At 50.2% G+C, this 14271-nt stretch carries 12 protein-coding genes; 5 read left to right on the top strand and 7 right to left on the bottom strand.

Annotated features, from left to right (window positions below):
* Window positions 1–52 precede the first annotated feature (52 nt).
* On the top strand, window positions 53–1087 hold the full coding sequence (locus HYS22_07420) for a deoxyhypusine synthase family protein (protein MBI1909981.1): 1035 nt from the start codon (window positions 53–55) through the stop codon (window positions 1085–1087).
* Window positions 1088–1096: 9 nt separating this feature from the next.
* Window positions 1097–1468, top strand: coding sequence for a fluoride efflux transporter CrcB (crcB, locus tag HYS22_07415; GenBank protein MBI1909980.1), 372 nt, complete (start codon window positions 1097–1099; stop codon window positions 1466–1468).
* Window positions 1469–1485: 17 nt separating this feature from the next.
* On the opposite strand, the gene HYS22_07410 is transcribed toward crcB, so the two are convergent.
* Window positions 1486–2484: a hypothetical protein gene (locus HYS22_07410; protein MBI1909979.1), complete on the bottom strand. Its 999-nt coding sequence runs from the start codon at window positions 2482–2484 to the stop codon at window positions 1486–1488.
* 285 nt (window positions 2485–2769) lie between these two features.
* Window positions 2770–2985, bottom strand: coding sequence for a hypothetical protein (locus tag HYS22_07405; GenBank protein ID MBI1909978.1), 216 nt, complete (start codon window positions 2983–2985; stop codon window positions 2770–2772).
* Between the two features lie 497 nt (window positions 2986–3482).
* Between HYS22_07405 and HYS22_07400 the strand changes: the two genes are divergently transcribed.
* Window positions 3483–4361: a hypothetical protein gene (locus tag HYS22_07400; GenBank protein MBI1909977.1), complete on the top strand. Its 879-nt coding sequence runs from the start codon at window positions 3483–3485 to the stop codon at window positions 4359–4361.
* Between the two features lie 456 nt (window positions 4362–4817).
* Here the strand turns inward: HYS22_07400 and HYS22_07395 are convergent, their stop codons facing one another.
* The 5 genes from HYS22_07395 to HYS22_07375 form a co-directional block, all read right to left on the bottom strand.
* Window positions 4818–6473 (bottom strand): AAA family ATPase, encoded by a 1656-nt coding sequence (locus HYS22_07395; protein MBI1909976.1) that lies wholly within the window; start codon window positions 6471–6473, stop codon window positions 4818–4820.
* Between the two features lie 234 nt (window positions 6474–6707).
* Window positions 6708–7772 carry a DUF1016 domain-containing protein gene (locus tag HYS22_07390; protein MBI1909975.1) on the bottom strand — a complete coding sequence of 355 codons (1065 nt, stop codon included), beginning with the start codon at window positions 7770–7772 and terminating at the stop codon, window positions 6708–6710.
* A gap of 235 nt (window positions 7773–8007) precedes the next feature.
* Entirely contained in the window at window positions 8008–9171 is a 1164-nt protein-coding gene (locus HYS22_07385) for a Fic family protein (protein MBI1909974.1), read from the bottom strand.
* Between the two features lie 128 nt (window positions 9172–9299).
* Window positions 9300–11078: an aspartate--tRNA ligase gene (gene aspS / locus HYS22_07380; protein MBI1909973.1), complete on the bottom strand. Its 1779-nt coding sequence runs from the start codon at window positions 11076–11078 to the stop codon at window positions 9300–9302.
* Window positions 11075–12340, bottom strand: a complete 1266-nt coding sequence (locus HYS22_07375) for a histidine--tRNA ligase (GenBank protein MBI1909972.1) — start codon at window positions 12338–12340, stop codon at window positions 11075–11077. Before HYS22_07375 ends, aspS begins: the two co-directional genes overlap by 4 nt.
* Window positions 12341–12468: 128 nt before the next feature.
* Here HYS22_07375 and HYS22_07370 point away from each other — a divergent pair, with 128 nt between their 5' ends.
* Both HYS22_07370 and HYS22_07365 read left to right on the top strand, forming a co-directional pair.
* A complete protein-coding gene (locus tag HYS22_07370; GenBank protein MBI1909971.1) occupies window positions 12469–13515 on the top strand; it encodes a hypothetical protein in 1047 nt (348 codons plus the stop codon).
* Between the two features lie 13 nt (window positions 13516–13528).
* Complete coding sequence (locus HYS22_07365) at window positions 13529–14239, top strand: hypothetical protein (protein MBI1909970.1); 711 nt, start codon at window positions 13529–13531, stop codon at window positions 14237–14239.
* Window positions 14240–14271: the final 32 nt, after the last annotated feature.

Genomic DNA, 14271 nt, shown 5'->3' with positions numbered 1-14271 from the left:
ACATAGGCGTGGTTACGGATAATCTTGACTAAAATCTGATTTTCCATTAAAAATGAACTGCGTGGAGCGTGCCCGGGTCCTAGACAAACAAAGTTTCCCCCTTCCCGATTCTCGGGACTACCAGGCGGTCAGGGCGTTCATCAAAAATCATTTCCGCCATTTCAATGCGGCGGTTGTCGTTGATGCGGCCGAGGCCTACGAAGACTTTTGCAAAAAAGGGGGGAAGATGTTCATGACGCTCGCTGGCGCCATGAGCACCGGTGAGATCGGCGTGACATTGGCCGAGATGATCCGCCGGGACAAGGTCCAGGCGATCTGCTGTACCGGCGCCAATCTGGAAGAGGATATTTTCAACCTCGTCGCGCACGAACATTACGAACGGGTCCCGCACTACCGCCACCTCACCGCCGAGGAGGAAGTGAAACTCCGCGACCGCGGGATGAACCGGGTGACCGATACCTGCATCCCGGAAGAAGAGGCGATGCGCCGGATCGAACGGGAGCTGTTGCACTTCTGGCAAAAGGCGGACAAGGAAAAAAAGAGTTGGTTCCCCCACGAATACCTCTACCAACTCCTCGAGAGCGGCACCCTCGCCAAGAGTTACCAGATCGACCCGCGCGATTCCTGGATGATCGCCGCCTGCGAAAAGAAGCTGCCGATTTTTGTGCCGGGCTGGGAGGACTCCACCCTGGGGAATGTCTTTGTGGCGAACGTGATCAAAAAGAAACTGTCCGATTTCGGTCTTGTCAAATCCGGTCTGCACCTGATGGCCTGCCTCGTCGACTGGTACAAAGAAAACAGCACCCGTGCCTCCATCGGTTTTTTCCAGATCGGCGGCGGGATCGCGGGGGATTTTCCGATCTGCGTGGTGCCGCTGATCAATCAGGATTTGAAGCAGAAGGCCAAATACTGGGGTTATTTCTGCCAGATCTCGGACTCCACCACCTCCTACGGCTCTTACTCCGGCGCCGTCCCGAACGAAAAGATCACCTGGGGCAAACTGGATGGTTCCACCCCCCGTTTTGTGATCGAATCGGACGCCTCGATCGTCGCCCCGCTGATGTTTGCGTACCTCCTCGGAGGATAACCTCACGGCATGAAACATCTGCTGACTATCGGGATCGGCGGCGGCCTCGGTGCCGTCGCGCGGTATAAACTCGGCGGCCTGGTGTTGCACCATACCTCTGATTGGAAATTCCCGGCCGGGACCCTGCTGGTCAACATTGTCGGTTGTCTCGCCGCCGGCCTGCTCGCCGGTCTTGTGGAAAAGCAGGATCTCTTCGGCCCGGAGACCCGGATTTTTCTCTTTACCGGCCTCTTGGGCGGCTTCACGACATTCTCCGCCTTTGGTCTGGAAACAATCTATCTGTTCCAAAGGCACGAACTCTTCCTCGCCTCGCTGAATATTGTCTTGAGTGTTCTCTGCGGCCTGCTCGCTATCGGGCTGGGGCTGAAGATGATGAGTTAACCAGTACAAAGTAAGAACTAATTGCCTGCTATCAAGCAGACACAGTAATTGGCCCCCAATTGAGCGGCGGCCTCACAAGAACTACAACTCGCGCAGGGAAAGGTCACACCATTGACGATGTAATAAGCCCCGGTACAATTATTCTTGGAATCATAAATGGTACAGGCCGAGAGCGTTGTCCCCCCACAGACCGAGTTGACCGACTGACAAGTCCCTCCTGAATATCCCGACTGACTCCCCGAGGCACTGCAACTGGTGCTGACCGTCCCCCCGGAAGGGACAGTTTTACCACCACTGCTTCCCCCACTTCCAGTATTAGCCCCTCCGGGGGCATCGGCTCCAACAATGTTTGTTGTTGTCTCCACGGGGTCCCCCACAAGATCGGTACTGGCCAAGACCGGATTTTCAGGATCCGTCGTGTCATCAATAGGGTCTGTACAATTACCGGAGGCATCCTGGCCCACAACCGGTTGGACTTGTAAATCAAGAGTGTCCGTTGTGGTGGTCTCTGCCGGTTCAGTTTTATACCCTACCGAATTAATAACAGACCCAACCAACTTGCCATCGCCCACAGTCCCACGAGTGCAAGCCATGCTGGCACATTTAGCCTTCGGGGGGCAACTAAAGCAAAGCCCCGGGGTGCATCCGGTGGGGTCATCAAAGGTCCAATTAAAGGGAGATGATTCCAAAGTATCGGTGAGTGACGCGAAGGTAATCGTTGTTGTCGTGGTGGTGGTGATGGTCTTCCCATTAATCCTCGTAAATCGAGGGGTGCGGGATGGGTTACTCGTTGAGGTGGAGGTCGGCGCCACAGCGCTTTTAATGATCACGATGGGGACATTCTTGCCATCCGGACCAATGATATAGATATTTTCCAAATAGCAGGAGATATCCCCCTTGGCACAGGTTGGGGTTGGGGTTGAGGTTGAGGGAGTGTTTGTGTCAGGGGTACTCACCATACAGGAAAGAAAAAGAGAACTGACACCCACCATGAATAACTTCAGAAAAGTTTTCACAAGAGCTCCTGTTTTGAGGTTTGAAGGTATGCCGCGGAGGGGCCCTTGTCAACAACCAGCTACCCTTTCTGTACCTTGAACATCCAGACGGCGAGTCCGAGAGAGATCAGGAACCCGACCCCATTGGCGCCGATCGGGACCTCATGCGCCCCCACCATCTACCCCTTCAATGCTGTTTTTGGCATCTGGGCCTCCTTTACAAGTTGCGCTGGTTATACCAAAAGAGGAGGGAAAAGAAATTCTGCATCCGTAGCTCAAAGAGCGAAGGGGGGACACGGTACTTAATTAGGAGTTAGGTGTTGTGTCCCCGGAATTCCTAAATCCAATCGCAGTCCCGCTACTGCGTTCTTGCTTTTCGGTGCCACCGTATACGAGAAATTTTTTGACTTCTATTTTTTGAGTCGGGACTCCTGAGAAATAATTCAATCCTTTCCAGAAATCTGAGACAATGGTTTGTCCGGATTTGATCTCAATGGCGGTGAGACCCGGTGGTGTTTCCATGATGATGTCCACCTCGTTGTCATTGGAATCCCTGAAGAAATACAGGTTGCTCGCTGAATCTGGGTTAAAATCTGGCGTTTAATCATTGTTATTCAACAGGTTATGCATATTTATGTAAATTGAAATAAAATAATGCGAATTGCATAAGTTGAATTCTGATAGATTCGGAGAGAACTTGGGTTATGCACAGGGGATTTCCAATGCTTCTTGTTATTTTTCAATGATTTCTAGGCGTGCCTGGCACCGGTTGTTCTCACTTTCGCAGTTATACCAGTTATGTTCATCGAAGAGGAGGGAAAAGACAATTCAGTGAAAATCTTACGACTTTTTAGGGTGTTAGGAGTGTACCTGGTACGGTTTTCCCTGGTACGGTTTTCGGTTTTTCTTCTCTTGCCTTCAAAACCCCTTCTGAAGTATTCCAACAGGAGTGTTGCGCTTAAAGGTTGAATTCACAGGTACGAATTTATTAGTATTAAGCAATAAATGGAGGTTGTTTTATGAGAAAAATTTCTTTCTCCCTGCTTGTTTCTTTTTGGATTTTAATCTTTATCCCCGGCTGTGTGGAGTTTCTGACAGGAGCCGGCAGTAGGGTTAGTATTATAAGGTCTGAAGCCATACGTCCATTTTGTCAGGCTCTGCAGCGGGCTAGGTTAAATGATAGTGCTAATGAGGTAAGAAATGCTGGTGCTAAAGTTGGAGCTAATTATGTAGCTATCGAGGGAAAACCTAGCCTTGAAGAAGTTGATGTTGTGATGGTCAACTGTCCTGCGCTTGTTCAAATGACAGATGATGAAGTCAAAAGTAAATGTGAAGCAAAAGGTTCTAATGCCTGCATAGAACTGGCCTACAGATCGGGCAATGATGATAAACTATTACTAAAAAACCTTCAAAAAGCTTGTTCTTTAAAGAATGATGCCGCTTGCCAATTGGTTGTACAAGCAAAGGAGAATATTCAAATGGCAAAAAATAAAGAACAACATGAGCGGCGCTTAGCTAAAGCGGTAATTAATTGTGATAAAGGAAACAGTAAAGATTGTTTGATTGTTGCTGCCGCATATAACCAGACCGGAGATTACGATGTTGCGATTAGAATGGCTGAGCGAGCATGCTCTCTTGGCAATAAGGGGGGTTGTTTAATGCAATCTAATTTTATAAATCAACAACAGCAAAGACAGCAATTCTTACTACAAGCAATAATGATACAAAATCAGAATGCAGCGGCTGTACAGTCACAACTTTTACAGCAACAACAACTAATAAATGCATCAGTTACACAAATGCAGAACCAAGTTTTACAAAACACCGTTGTCCCTCAAACCACGAAGTGCAAGGGGCTCATTCACGAATCCGGCAGATTTAGTGCAACGTGTAATTGAAGAAAAGGGAATAGCTGTACCGGGTACACATCTAACTTAAAGTTTCATTTGTTTAGAAAAAACTGTACCGGGCACACCCCCAAACCACTGAAATATCTTCATAATATTACCCCCCGCACACCTTGCATGGCACCCCGCCCCGTTTGTAAGCCTCGGATCGGTGAATAATAACGCAATTTTTCGTGCACTTCTTTCCCCACGTACACGTTAGCTTATGCACTTTGAAATTGCTGAGATTAAAATAAACCTCTGTTTCGGCTAATCCGCTGACCGCTGTACCAAGAGTGATTAAAAGAAATAACGGAAGAAGAAAAGATCGAACTCTAGACTTGAAGTGCCCCCTCATCCTGAGTGGACTTCTAACGTAGCCTGGAAATAATGTCTATCTTGTTCTTCTAGGGAGTTTCTAGCAAAAATTAGGGTGTTGAGTATGTACCCGGTACCATTTTTGGGTATTCATCCCAAGGAAATATCCAAATATTCCAGCACCTTTTTTGCAAAGTTTTTAAACTCTTGATTTAGAGCCGTATCCGCTCTGATAGCCCCTGGAGCCAATTCAGCAAACCTGACCTTTGGCTCAACCTCCGGTGCCCATGATTCAAGCGTACCTTTGGGGACGATAAAAATTCCCTTCTGAGACAGCGCATCAATAACTAAACCAAATGTTGCTTTATTTTGGGTAGCCCAATCACTGGTGATGCCTGCTTTGTCCCTGTAGCCGACGACTTCCTTAATTGCTCTGTTCCTTATTGATTGATCGCCAGCATTCTTGATTTCATCTTTTTGATTTAGCAGACTCTCTATTTTTGATATAGGATCATCACTACCACCCAAGAGAGAATAGACTTCTTGTACTAATTTTGTTTCAAACAGAATTGCGTCAAAGTCGTAAATGAAGGCTGACTTTAAGCCCACTTTAGAGGCCATGCTCGCCATATGTTTCGTGCCACCTTTGCCACCGCAGGCGACAAAGCCAAGATCTTTGTCCGAGGTTTCATCAAAAGCTTCCATCATATTTTGATAAAAAGACCGATCCGAGGCACCCTCCACAACAATGCATCGCTGATAAAATAATCCCTGTAAAAATTGGTCTTGATTTCTCATGGCATTGGCATCAGCCATCCAGTTCAATTCACAAACTTTAACATTTCCATTGGCTCCGGCTTTGCGTTCAATACGGAACACACTTGTTTTAGTATTAGCATCCAGGATTCCCTGCAGAACCATCGGGTCGTGCGTTACAACAAACACCTGCTTCTTTTGATTTTTTGCAAGACTCACCAATTGTTTCCCCAGCCATCTCTTTTGCGATGGATAAAGATGCATCTCTGGTTCGTCTATCATGATGACCTGATTTACGGGCTCGAGAAGACTGGTAAGCAATCGGATCATGCTTCTTATGCCATGCCCTGTCTCTGACAGGACGGTGAATTTTTTATCCTTCCAGCTTTGAATCTTTTCGTACTCATCCTGAAGATTATTTGCGCTTGAACTAAAGGCAGGAGGATTCTCATCAGACAAACCCAAATACAACTTATTCCCGGTATGATCGAGCAGGGTAAAGTTAAATTTGAAAATCTCCTGTATCGTTCCGTCAATTTCTTTAAGAAGATTTCTGTTACGATGAAGGACATTAATAGGGTCCTGAGGCAGTTGGTCATAACCTACTTTGCCAACCTGATCTGGCAAGCTAAGACGGGCTTCGCAACTTGCGAAGGCAATAAAAGGCCTCCTGTATTTCATTTCATTTAATAGGGACTGATTATTTTGAGACTCCATTTGTTTGACTTCGCTTGGTGAAAACCTCAAATTATTTTCTATATCAACAGTGCCGTCTATTTTCTTCACAGCATGGGAATGATAGAAAAGATTCGTTCCTTCGTATTGTTTTGACAGCGATGACTTGAGAAGTTGCATGTCAGTTGCAATATCTTTCGTTGAATAATTAGGTTCCTGAATCCAAAAGTATTTATTTCTTTGAACGCCCGCTGACTTAGAGAACAGCTCCATAAGAAAGGTAGTCTTGCCGACTCCATTTCCGCCAACGAAGACATTAAAGTCACCGAATGGGATCTCTTCACCAGTTAACAATTTTGCTTTTGAAATTTGCATATCTATGAATTTATTTTTTCCAAATTAGAAACTCTGTACCAAAAACTCTGGAAAACTCTGTACCGGGTACCCCCCCAAACCACTGATCTTCTAGCCAAATCCACTACTCCCCTCTCCCTAACCCTCTCCCTCTCCCTCCCACAGGGACTCCCTTCGGTCGCAAGGGGCGAGGGGATCAAAGTTATAACCCTCTTTGAGGGCAGGATCATACTGAATTGAAACGGCTCCACACATTTAATCTCCCTTGAGCAATTTTTGCTTCTGCTCAATTAGGGTTCGTTCATGCTCCAATTCTTCAATCCACTCCTGCTCAGTTGGGAGGTACAATTTATATTTGGATGCGAAGATCTGTTTACTATCCTGAAGCACTGAATATTTTGCCACGGCCTCATTTTTCTTGGAGCAAAGAATCAATCCGATCGTCGGGTTGTCTTGCTCCCCGCGGCAATGCTGTTCGAACATACGCACATAGCTGTCCATTTGGCCGATATCCTGGTGGGCGAGCTTTCCGATTTTCAAATCGATGAGAACAAAACATTTGAGGATGTAATTGTAGAAAACCAAATCCACATAGAAATTTTCATCTTCAAATCGCATGCGCTTTTGCCTAGCCACGAAGGAAAAACCTTTGCCAAGCTCCAGTAAAAAATTTTGTAAGTTATCGATGATGGCTTTCTCCAATTCCGCTTCACGAAGGCCGGGGTAATCTTTCAGATTAAGGAATTCCAACACGTAGGGATCACGAATGAATTGTTCGGGTTCTACTTGTGCTAATTTTCCTGATGCTTCTTTGCAAACCGATTTTTTGTTTTTGCTAGCTAGAAGACGCTCGTAGTAAAGAGCATTAATCTGGCGCTCCAATTGACGTGTAGACCAATGCCCCTCGGAGGCTTCATTCACATACCATGCACGCGCCTGTTTATTTTCTACCCGAAGCAACAAACGATAATGCGTCCAGCTCAATTCTGAACGCAGTGCGTTCAGAATTGGGAATCCTTCGTAGAAAGAGCGCATGTACCACAGGTTGCGTTCATCAAATCCTTGGCCGAACTCTTGAGTTAAGCGCTTGGCAAGTGATCCGATGAGAAAGGAGCCGTAATCCGCCCGTTTTTTTCCATGCTGTTCTTCTTCGAGAATTAGCCGGCCTACATTCCAATAAGCCTCAACCATAATGAGATTGACGGCCCTGTATGCCTTGCCCCTTGCGTCGTGAATTACACCCCGCACTTGGGAGTAAAATCCCTGTCGGAGTATCTGGGCATCTTTTTTAACGGTTAAAGTTGTATTCTTTTTTCTCATATTCTCAAAAATGAACGCACTGCGTTCAGTATCCTATTTTGGCTTGATCAAGCACACCATCTCCTTCACTCCCCCTCCCCTACTTCTTCTTCACCTGAAAAAACCCTACCGGGTACACCCCCAACCCACTGATCTTCTGGCCAAATCCACTACTCCCCCTCACCCCGACCCTCTCCCTAAATGGAGAGGGAACAGGGATAAACTTATTTCTTCTTCACCTGTATCCCCAGCTCGTCTAACTTCCCACCTCTGTTCCTTCATTCAGGATCTTCAAATACTGATGATACGAAAATAACCGGTCCCTTTGTTTGCCCGTAATTTCGCCCAGGATTTTCATTTCCTGTAAATAAGCGAGAGCCTTGTTCGCGGTTGCGGGGGAAAGTTTCAGGGCCTCGGCAACCCGATTGGGGGAACAGAGGGGCGAGACTTGAAAATAATGATGCACCCGGAGTATGGAGCCCGCCACACGCCTTTTGCCCAAAAGCCGTTGCCGGTCTTTTTCGTAGAGGGACAACAAACTCTTTGCTGTCTTGACCGCACCATCCGCTGTTTCACGAACCCCTTCAAAGAAAAAAGCAAGCCAAGCTTCCCAATCCCCGTCAACACGAACTTTTTGTAGCAAGTCGTAATAAACAGACCGGTGTTTTTTGAAATAAAGGCTCAAATAAAGAAGTGGCTGGTGAAGGGCCCCCTGCCAACACATAAGCAGGGTGATCAACAGGCGTCCGACACGACCGTTGCCATCCAGGAAAGGATGGATGGTTTCAAACTGCACATGGGCCAAGGCCGCTTTTTCGAGAACGGGGATTTTTTCATCATAAAGAAATTTTTCAAAAGAACCAAGGCAATCAGAAAGCGCGTGGTGTGGTGGAGGAACATAAACGGCGTTGCCAGGTCTTGTGCCGCCAATCCAGTTTTGAGAAGTCCGAAAGGCTCCCGGTTGTTTTGCGTGCCCACGACCTTTGGAGAGAAGGATCTCGTGAATTTCACGAATCAATCTCAAACAGAGAGGGAAATCCCCACGCAACCGTTTAAGGCCGTGTTCCATGGCTGAAACGTAATTTGATACCTCAACGACATCACTGTTCTCAGGAAGCCCCGGAGATTCGGCATTTTCAAATGCCAAAAGATCCGACAGAGAAGATTGAGTCCCTTCGATTTGGGAAGAGAGAACCGCTTCCTTTCGAACATAGCTGTATAAAAACAATGAAGGCTCGGGCAAAAAGGAGGTCATGCTGTCGAGACGACCCAACGCGATGGCCGCTTCTTCCTGCTTTTGCACCAGCTCGGCGGACCAAACAATGGGTGGATCCGGGGGCAAAGGGTTCGGGACAAAGGCACGAACATTCTCACCGGCAACTGTCGTAACAACATGATTTCCAGTGTTTTTTCTCTTCATGGCACTATTTTGGAAACTAAAATAAGGACCCTTATTGTTTTACATAATGGCATATTTCTAAAATAACGCAATCTTTTAGTGAACCTGAGACTATAGCGATTATGGTTCGACTTCGCTCACCATGTCCCCTACTTCTTCTTCACCTGAATCCCCAACTCGTCCAGTTGTTTAGTGGCGACGGTGGAGGGGGCTTCGCACATCAGGTCGGTCCCTTTTTGGGTCTTGGGGAAGGCGATCACGTCCCGGATGGAGTCGGCCCCGGAGAGGAGCATCAGGATCCGGTCGAGGCCAAAGGCGATCCCGCCGTGCGGCGGGGCGCCGTACTCCAACGCCTCGAGCAGAAAACCAAATTTTTCACGCGCCTCTTCCGCACCGATTTTCAAGAGATCAAAGACCTGGCTCTGCACCTCACGGGAATGGATCCGGATCGACCCGCCACCGATCTCGTTGCCGTTCAGCACCAGATCGTACGCCTCCGCCCTGCAACGTTCGGGCGTTGTTTTCAGAAGAGGGATGTCTTCAGCCTTCGGGGCAGTGAACGGGTGATGGACCGCCACCAACCGTTTCTCCTCTTCGCTGTATTCAAACATCGGGAAATCAGTGACCCAAACGAACCCGTAAGAGGCCGGGTCGTAGAGCTTCAGTTTGGCGGCCAGGTTTTTGCGCAGGTTGCCGAGCGCCGCGTTGACCACCTTTGGCTGATCCGCCACAAAAAGAAGAATATCCCCCGCCTGCAGGTTCAGCTCCGCCTTGAGAGAGGTTTTTTCCGCATCGGAGAAAAACTTGACGATCGGCGACTGCCACTCGTTCGGCAGGATCTTGATCCAGGCCAGCCCCTTCGCCCCGTAAATCGCCACAAACGCGGTCAGGTCATCCAACTCTTTCCGGGAAAGCTCAACGCCGGAGAGTTTGAGTGCCTTCACCATCCCTCCCTTGGCAACGACATCGGCAAAAACTTTAAAGCCAGAACCTTTAAAAATACGGGTGATCTCTTGTAACTCCAGGCCGTAACGGAGGTCCGGCGTATCGACCCCGTACTTTTCAATCGCCTCCTGATAACTGATCCGCTGGAACGGCACCGTTAACTTTTGCCCCAGCGCCAGTTGCCAAAGCTCAGCAATCAACCCTTCCATGATCGGAAAAAGATCCTCCGGGGTGATGAAACTCATCTCAATATCGACTTGCGTAAACTCCGGCTGACGGTCGGCCCGCAAATCTTCATCCCGAAAGCAACGGACGATCTGAAAGTACCGGTCAAACCCGGAGACCATCAACAACTGTTTAAAAAGTTGCGGCGATTGCGGCAGGGCGTAAAATTTGCCGGGCGAGAGCCGGGCCGGGACCAGGTAATCGCGCGCCCCTTCCGGCGTGCTCCGGGTCAAGACCGGCGTCTCGACTTCAATAAATCCATTTTTTGAAAGATGCGCCCGGACCGCCTGCAACGCCTTGTGGCGGAGGAGGATATTTTTCTGCAGAGAAGGGCGGCGGAGGTCCAGGTAACGGTATTTGAGGCGGATATCCTCCCCCGCGTCGCACAGGTCGGCGATCTCAAACGGCGGCGTCTTGGACCGATTGAACAGTTCAAAGGAAGAGACCTTGATCTCCACCTCGCCGGTCACCAGTTTTTTATTTTCCATCCCGGCCGGTCTTTTCTCCACCCTCCCCTTCACCGCCAACACATATTCGCTCCGGAGGTGTCCCCCCAACTCATGCACCTTTGGGTCTGTCTCCGGGTTAAAAACAATCTGCGTGACCCCGGCCCGGTCCCGCAGGTCGACAAAGATCAGCCCCCCATGGTCGCGACGGTTGGCAACCCACCCCATCAAGACCACTTCCTTGCCAATATCCTGACCGGTCAGTTCACCGCAGGAATCGGTCCGTTTGAATTTTTTCAAGAAATCGCTCACGCCTTGAAACTCTCTTTCGAAATTTTCGCGAGCGGGACCTCTTTTTGCGCCCCGCCGGCCATCTCTTTGACCAGAACCACAGATTTTTTAAGTTCGTCCTCCCCCAAAATCAGGGTGTGACTGGCGCCGATCCGGTCGGCCCGCCGCATGGCGGATTTCAGGCTTTTGCCTTCATAATCCATCCCAACCACCAACCCCTGGTCCCGCAGTTTTTGGGCCAGCTTGAACCCTTCCCGGAGTCCCTTCTCCCCCAACGGGGCGATAAAAACGGAGTGGGGCCTTGGGGCCCCGGCCGTTTGAACTTCACCCCTCTTCTTGATCACAAGTTCCATCAGACGTTCCATCCCGATCGCAAAACCGAACCCGGCGATATTCGGTCCGCCGAGCAGGTGGACCAGGCCGTCGTAGCGGCCACCGCCGGCGATGGCGTTCTGGGCCCCCAGTTCGGTGGTGGTGAACTCAAAAGTGGTGCGGAGGTAGTAGTCCAGGCCGCGCACGATCCTTGCATTGATTCTGTACGAAGTCCCCAACGCCCCGAGTCCTTCCAGAACATGATCAAACTGTTGTTCGCAGGCGTCGCAGAGGTGGTCCTGGATCGACGGCGCCTCGGCTGTGATCCTGAGGCATCCCTCATTCTTGCAATCGAGCGCCCGGAGCGGGTTTTGCTTGGTCCGCCGGTGGCACTCTTCGCAGAGGGACGACTCCACCTTTTTTAAAAACTCGGTGAAGACTGCCAAAAATTTGGGGCGGCAGAGGGGGCAACCGAGGGAGTTCAGTTCCAGCATCACCCCTTCAAGGCCGAGCTTTTTGAAAAAGAGATCGGCCATATGGATCACCTCGGCATCCACCAGCGGGCTGGTCAGGCCAAAGACCTCAACACCGATCTGGTGAAATTGCCGGTAGCGCCCCTGTTGCGGTTGTTCATAGCGGAACATCGGACCGAAGTAGAAAAAACGGGAGGTCGGCTCGGAGACCGCCAGCCCCTTTTCAATAAAAGCCCGGACCACACCAGCGGTCCCTTCCGGGCGGAGGGCGATCCATTTCCCTTTCTTGTCCTGAAAATCGTACATCTCCTTCTCAACAACGGCGGTCGCCTCCCCAAGGGTCCTGGCAAAGAGCGCCTTGTCCTCCACCAGAGGGGTTCGAATCTCTTCATAGGCATAGCGGCCAAAGAGTTCGCGGGCGACCGATTCGACCTCCACCCAAAGGGCGGATTCCGGCGGGAAGAGGTCTTTCATCCCTTTGATCGCGTGGCTAGTCATGAACTTGGAGATTTAACCGAATGGGCCGGCCCAAGTCAATCCATTAAGTCCGCTTCGGACAAGGTCCGCCGCGGATGAAGATCTTCTTGAAGAAAAGGATGAAACTATGCTAGATTTCCGCCTGAAAGATGAAAAGATTCGTTTTTCTCATCCCAACGCTGTTTTTCCTCTTAGCCTGCGGCGCGTTTGACAGCCCGGACCCCACAGCCACCGAGGTGGTCCCGACCCGCGAAAGGGATTCTGAAGATCAGTTGTCGCTGGCCCTGGGAGGGGTCGGCCCCGGAATGGACGAGGTCTCTGTCAAGGGGGATACCGGGGGACAGCCGGTTGACTTTGATACCGGCGATAAAGAGCTGTTTGAATTTCAACCGCTCGAGGGTTTCAATTCCTTCACCGATGGCGGTGGGGCGCGGGTGATCCCCAAGAAGGTCGGTCTGGGTCAGATCTGGTATACCTTGGCTGGAAAACAGGCGTTGATCACCGAGGTTACCACACCGCCGCAGGTCTTGATCCAGATCCTGATCGGCGAGGCGAGAGGACAGCTGGCCGGTGAGGCCAAGACAGGAACCGATGGTAAAAAGGTGGATCCCTCCAGCGTGAGCCCGTCAGCGGATGGTGTTTCGGCGGTGATCCGGAACCGGATCGCCCTGATCGAAGAAAAAGGGTCTCCGGGGCTTTTTGTCGCCGATAAAACCCGTTACTACTCCTCCCCCCCCACCTCCCACTATGAAGCGGTGATTGAGGCCTCTTCCAAAGGGGGGTATCAGTTCTCTCCGGTCAATCCGGACGACCCGACGCATGAAAAATATCTCGCCGCCGCCTCCCGGGAAAAGGTTGTCGGTCTGGAGGAAAATATGGATACCGCCTATGACCAGGCGGTCCTGACCGCCGCAGATGCCTTTAACGAGGCGATGGAGGACCCGACGGGCGGCGCGTTTGCCTTCTACTCCCCCACCGCAGAACAGTACGAAAACCTGCGGCAGGCCCTTGAATCGGAAACCAAAACATTCCCTGCCAACGCCGGGACCTCGGATGCCCAATTTCCCGCTTTTTCACCGATCCAGGTCCTGATCCTGAAAAATGTTTCACCGCAACAATTTGACAACATCACCCCCTCTTTTGTATTTGTTCGGCAGAGGGAGAAAACCGAACCGGCCGTTACCAACGACCTATGAAAGTGAGAACCTTATGAAAAAGATTTTAGCCTTGCTCGTAATCCTCTGGAGTCCGGCCGCCTTGGGTGAAGCCCCCTTGGCCTTTTCGCCCGGCTTTATCAAGGATATGACCGATTCCCAAGCCAAGAGTGTCCTCGACGGCAATCCCTTTACCGAAAAGGATCTCGCCCGGTGCTGGGACCGGTTTGATGAAGAGGTCTTGCAGGCGTTGAGCGGTCCGAATGGCGCTTCTGCCGAAAAACTAAACCAACAGTTTGTCTGGGAAAAAATTATCAAGGTGGAAAAAAATAAAACAGAAGAAGAACCGATCGAATTGGGGGCGGTGGAGGCCAAGTTCTATTCCCTGCAGACCACCCCTCCCGTTTGGCTCGTCACCTACTACTACGGTTACGGGATCACCCCCGCCTCCACCTTCCGGATTTTCAAAAAAGAAGCCGGTTCATTCAAAGCGGTCTACAGTTTTGAGAATGACAAGACCTTGCCGGACCAATCGAAACTCCAATGGACCGCCCTTCAGATCCAGACCTTGACCGACGGGAAGGGAACGACACAGTTTAACAGCTTTCATCTCCCCCCCCAATCCGGCGGCAAGTTAAACCGCCTTCAGGTCGATTGGGAGTGGGACGGGAACCGCCTGAAAGGACTCCGCCGACGCAACGCCGACTGGCATCAGGAAAAGGGGCAAACCCTCCCCGGTCCCGGGAAGTATGTGCGGATTCGGTAACCACGGACATGGTGAGCGAAGTCGAACCATGT

It is taken from the genome of Deltaproteobacteria bacterium (assembly GCA_016177765.1).
In the GTDB taxonomy this organism is placed as follows: Bacteria; UBA10199; UBA10199; order JACPAL01; family JACOUP01; genus JACOUP01.
This window is presented reverse-complemented; position numbering and strand designations above follow the sequence as displayed.

Excerpts from the sequence above, each read along its gene's own strand:
- HYS22_07420 (MBI1909981.1), top strand. The coding sequence starts at position 53 with ATGAACTGCGTGGAGCGTGCCCGGGTCCTAGACAAACAAAGTTTCCCC.
- crcB (MBI1909980.1), top strand. The coding sequence starts at position 1,097 with ATGAAACATCTGCTGACTATCGGGATCGGCGGCGGCCTCGGTGCCGTC.
- HYS22_07405 (MBI1909978.1), bottom strand. The coding sequence starts at position 2,985 with ATGGAAACACCACCGGGTCTCACCGCCATTGAGATCAAATCCGGACAA.
- HYS22_07400 (MBI1909977.1), top strand. The coding sequence starts at position 3,483 with ATGAGAAAAATTTCTTTCTCCCTGCTTGTTTCTTTTTGGATTTTAATC.
- HYS22_07395 (MBI1909976.1), bottom strand. The coding sequence starts at position 6,473 with ATGCAAATTTCAAAAGCAAAATTGTTAACTGGTGAAGAGATCCCATTC.
- HYS22_07390 (MBI1909975.1), bottom strand. The coding sequence starts at position 7,772 with ATGAGAAAAAAGAATACAACTTTAACCGTTAAAAAAGATGCCCAGATA.
- HYS22_07385 (MBI1909974.1), bottom strand. The coding sequence starts at position 9,171 with ATGAAGAGAAAAAACACTGGAAATCATGTTGTTACGACAGTTGCCGGT.
- HYS22_07375 (MBI1909972.1), bottom strand. The coding sequence starts at position 12,340 with ATGACTAGCCACGCGATCAAAGGGATGAAAGACCTCTTCCCGCCGGAA.
- HYS22_07370 (MBI1909971.1), top strand. The coding sequence starts at position 12,469 with ATGAAAAGATTCGTTTTTCTCATCCCAACGCTGTTTTTCCTCTTAGCC.
- HYS22_07365 (MBI1909970.1), top strand. The coding sequence starts at position 13,529 with ATGAAAAAGATTTTAGCCTTGCTCGTAATCCTCTGGAGTCCGGCCGCC.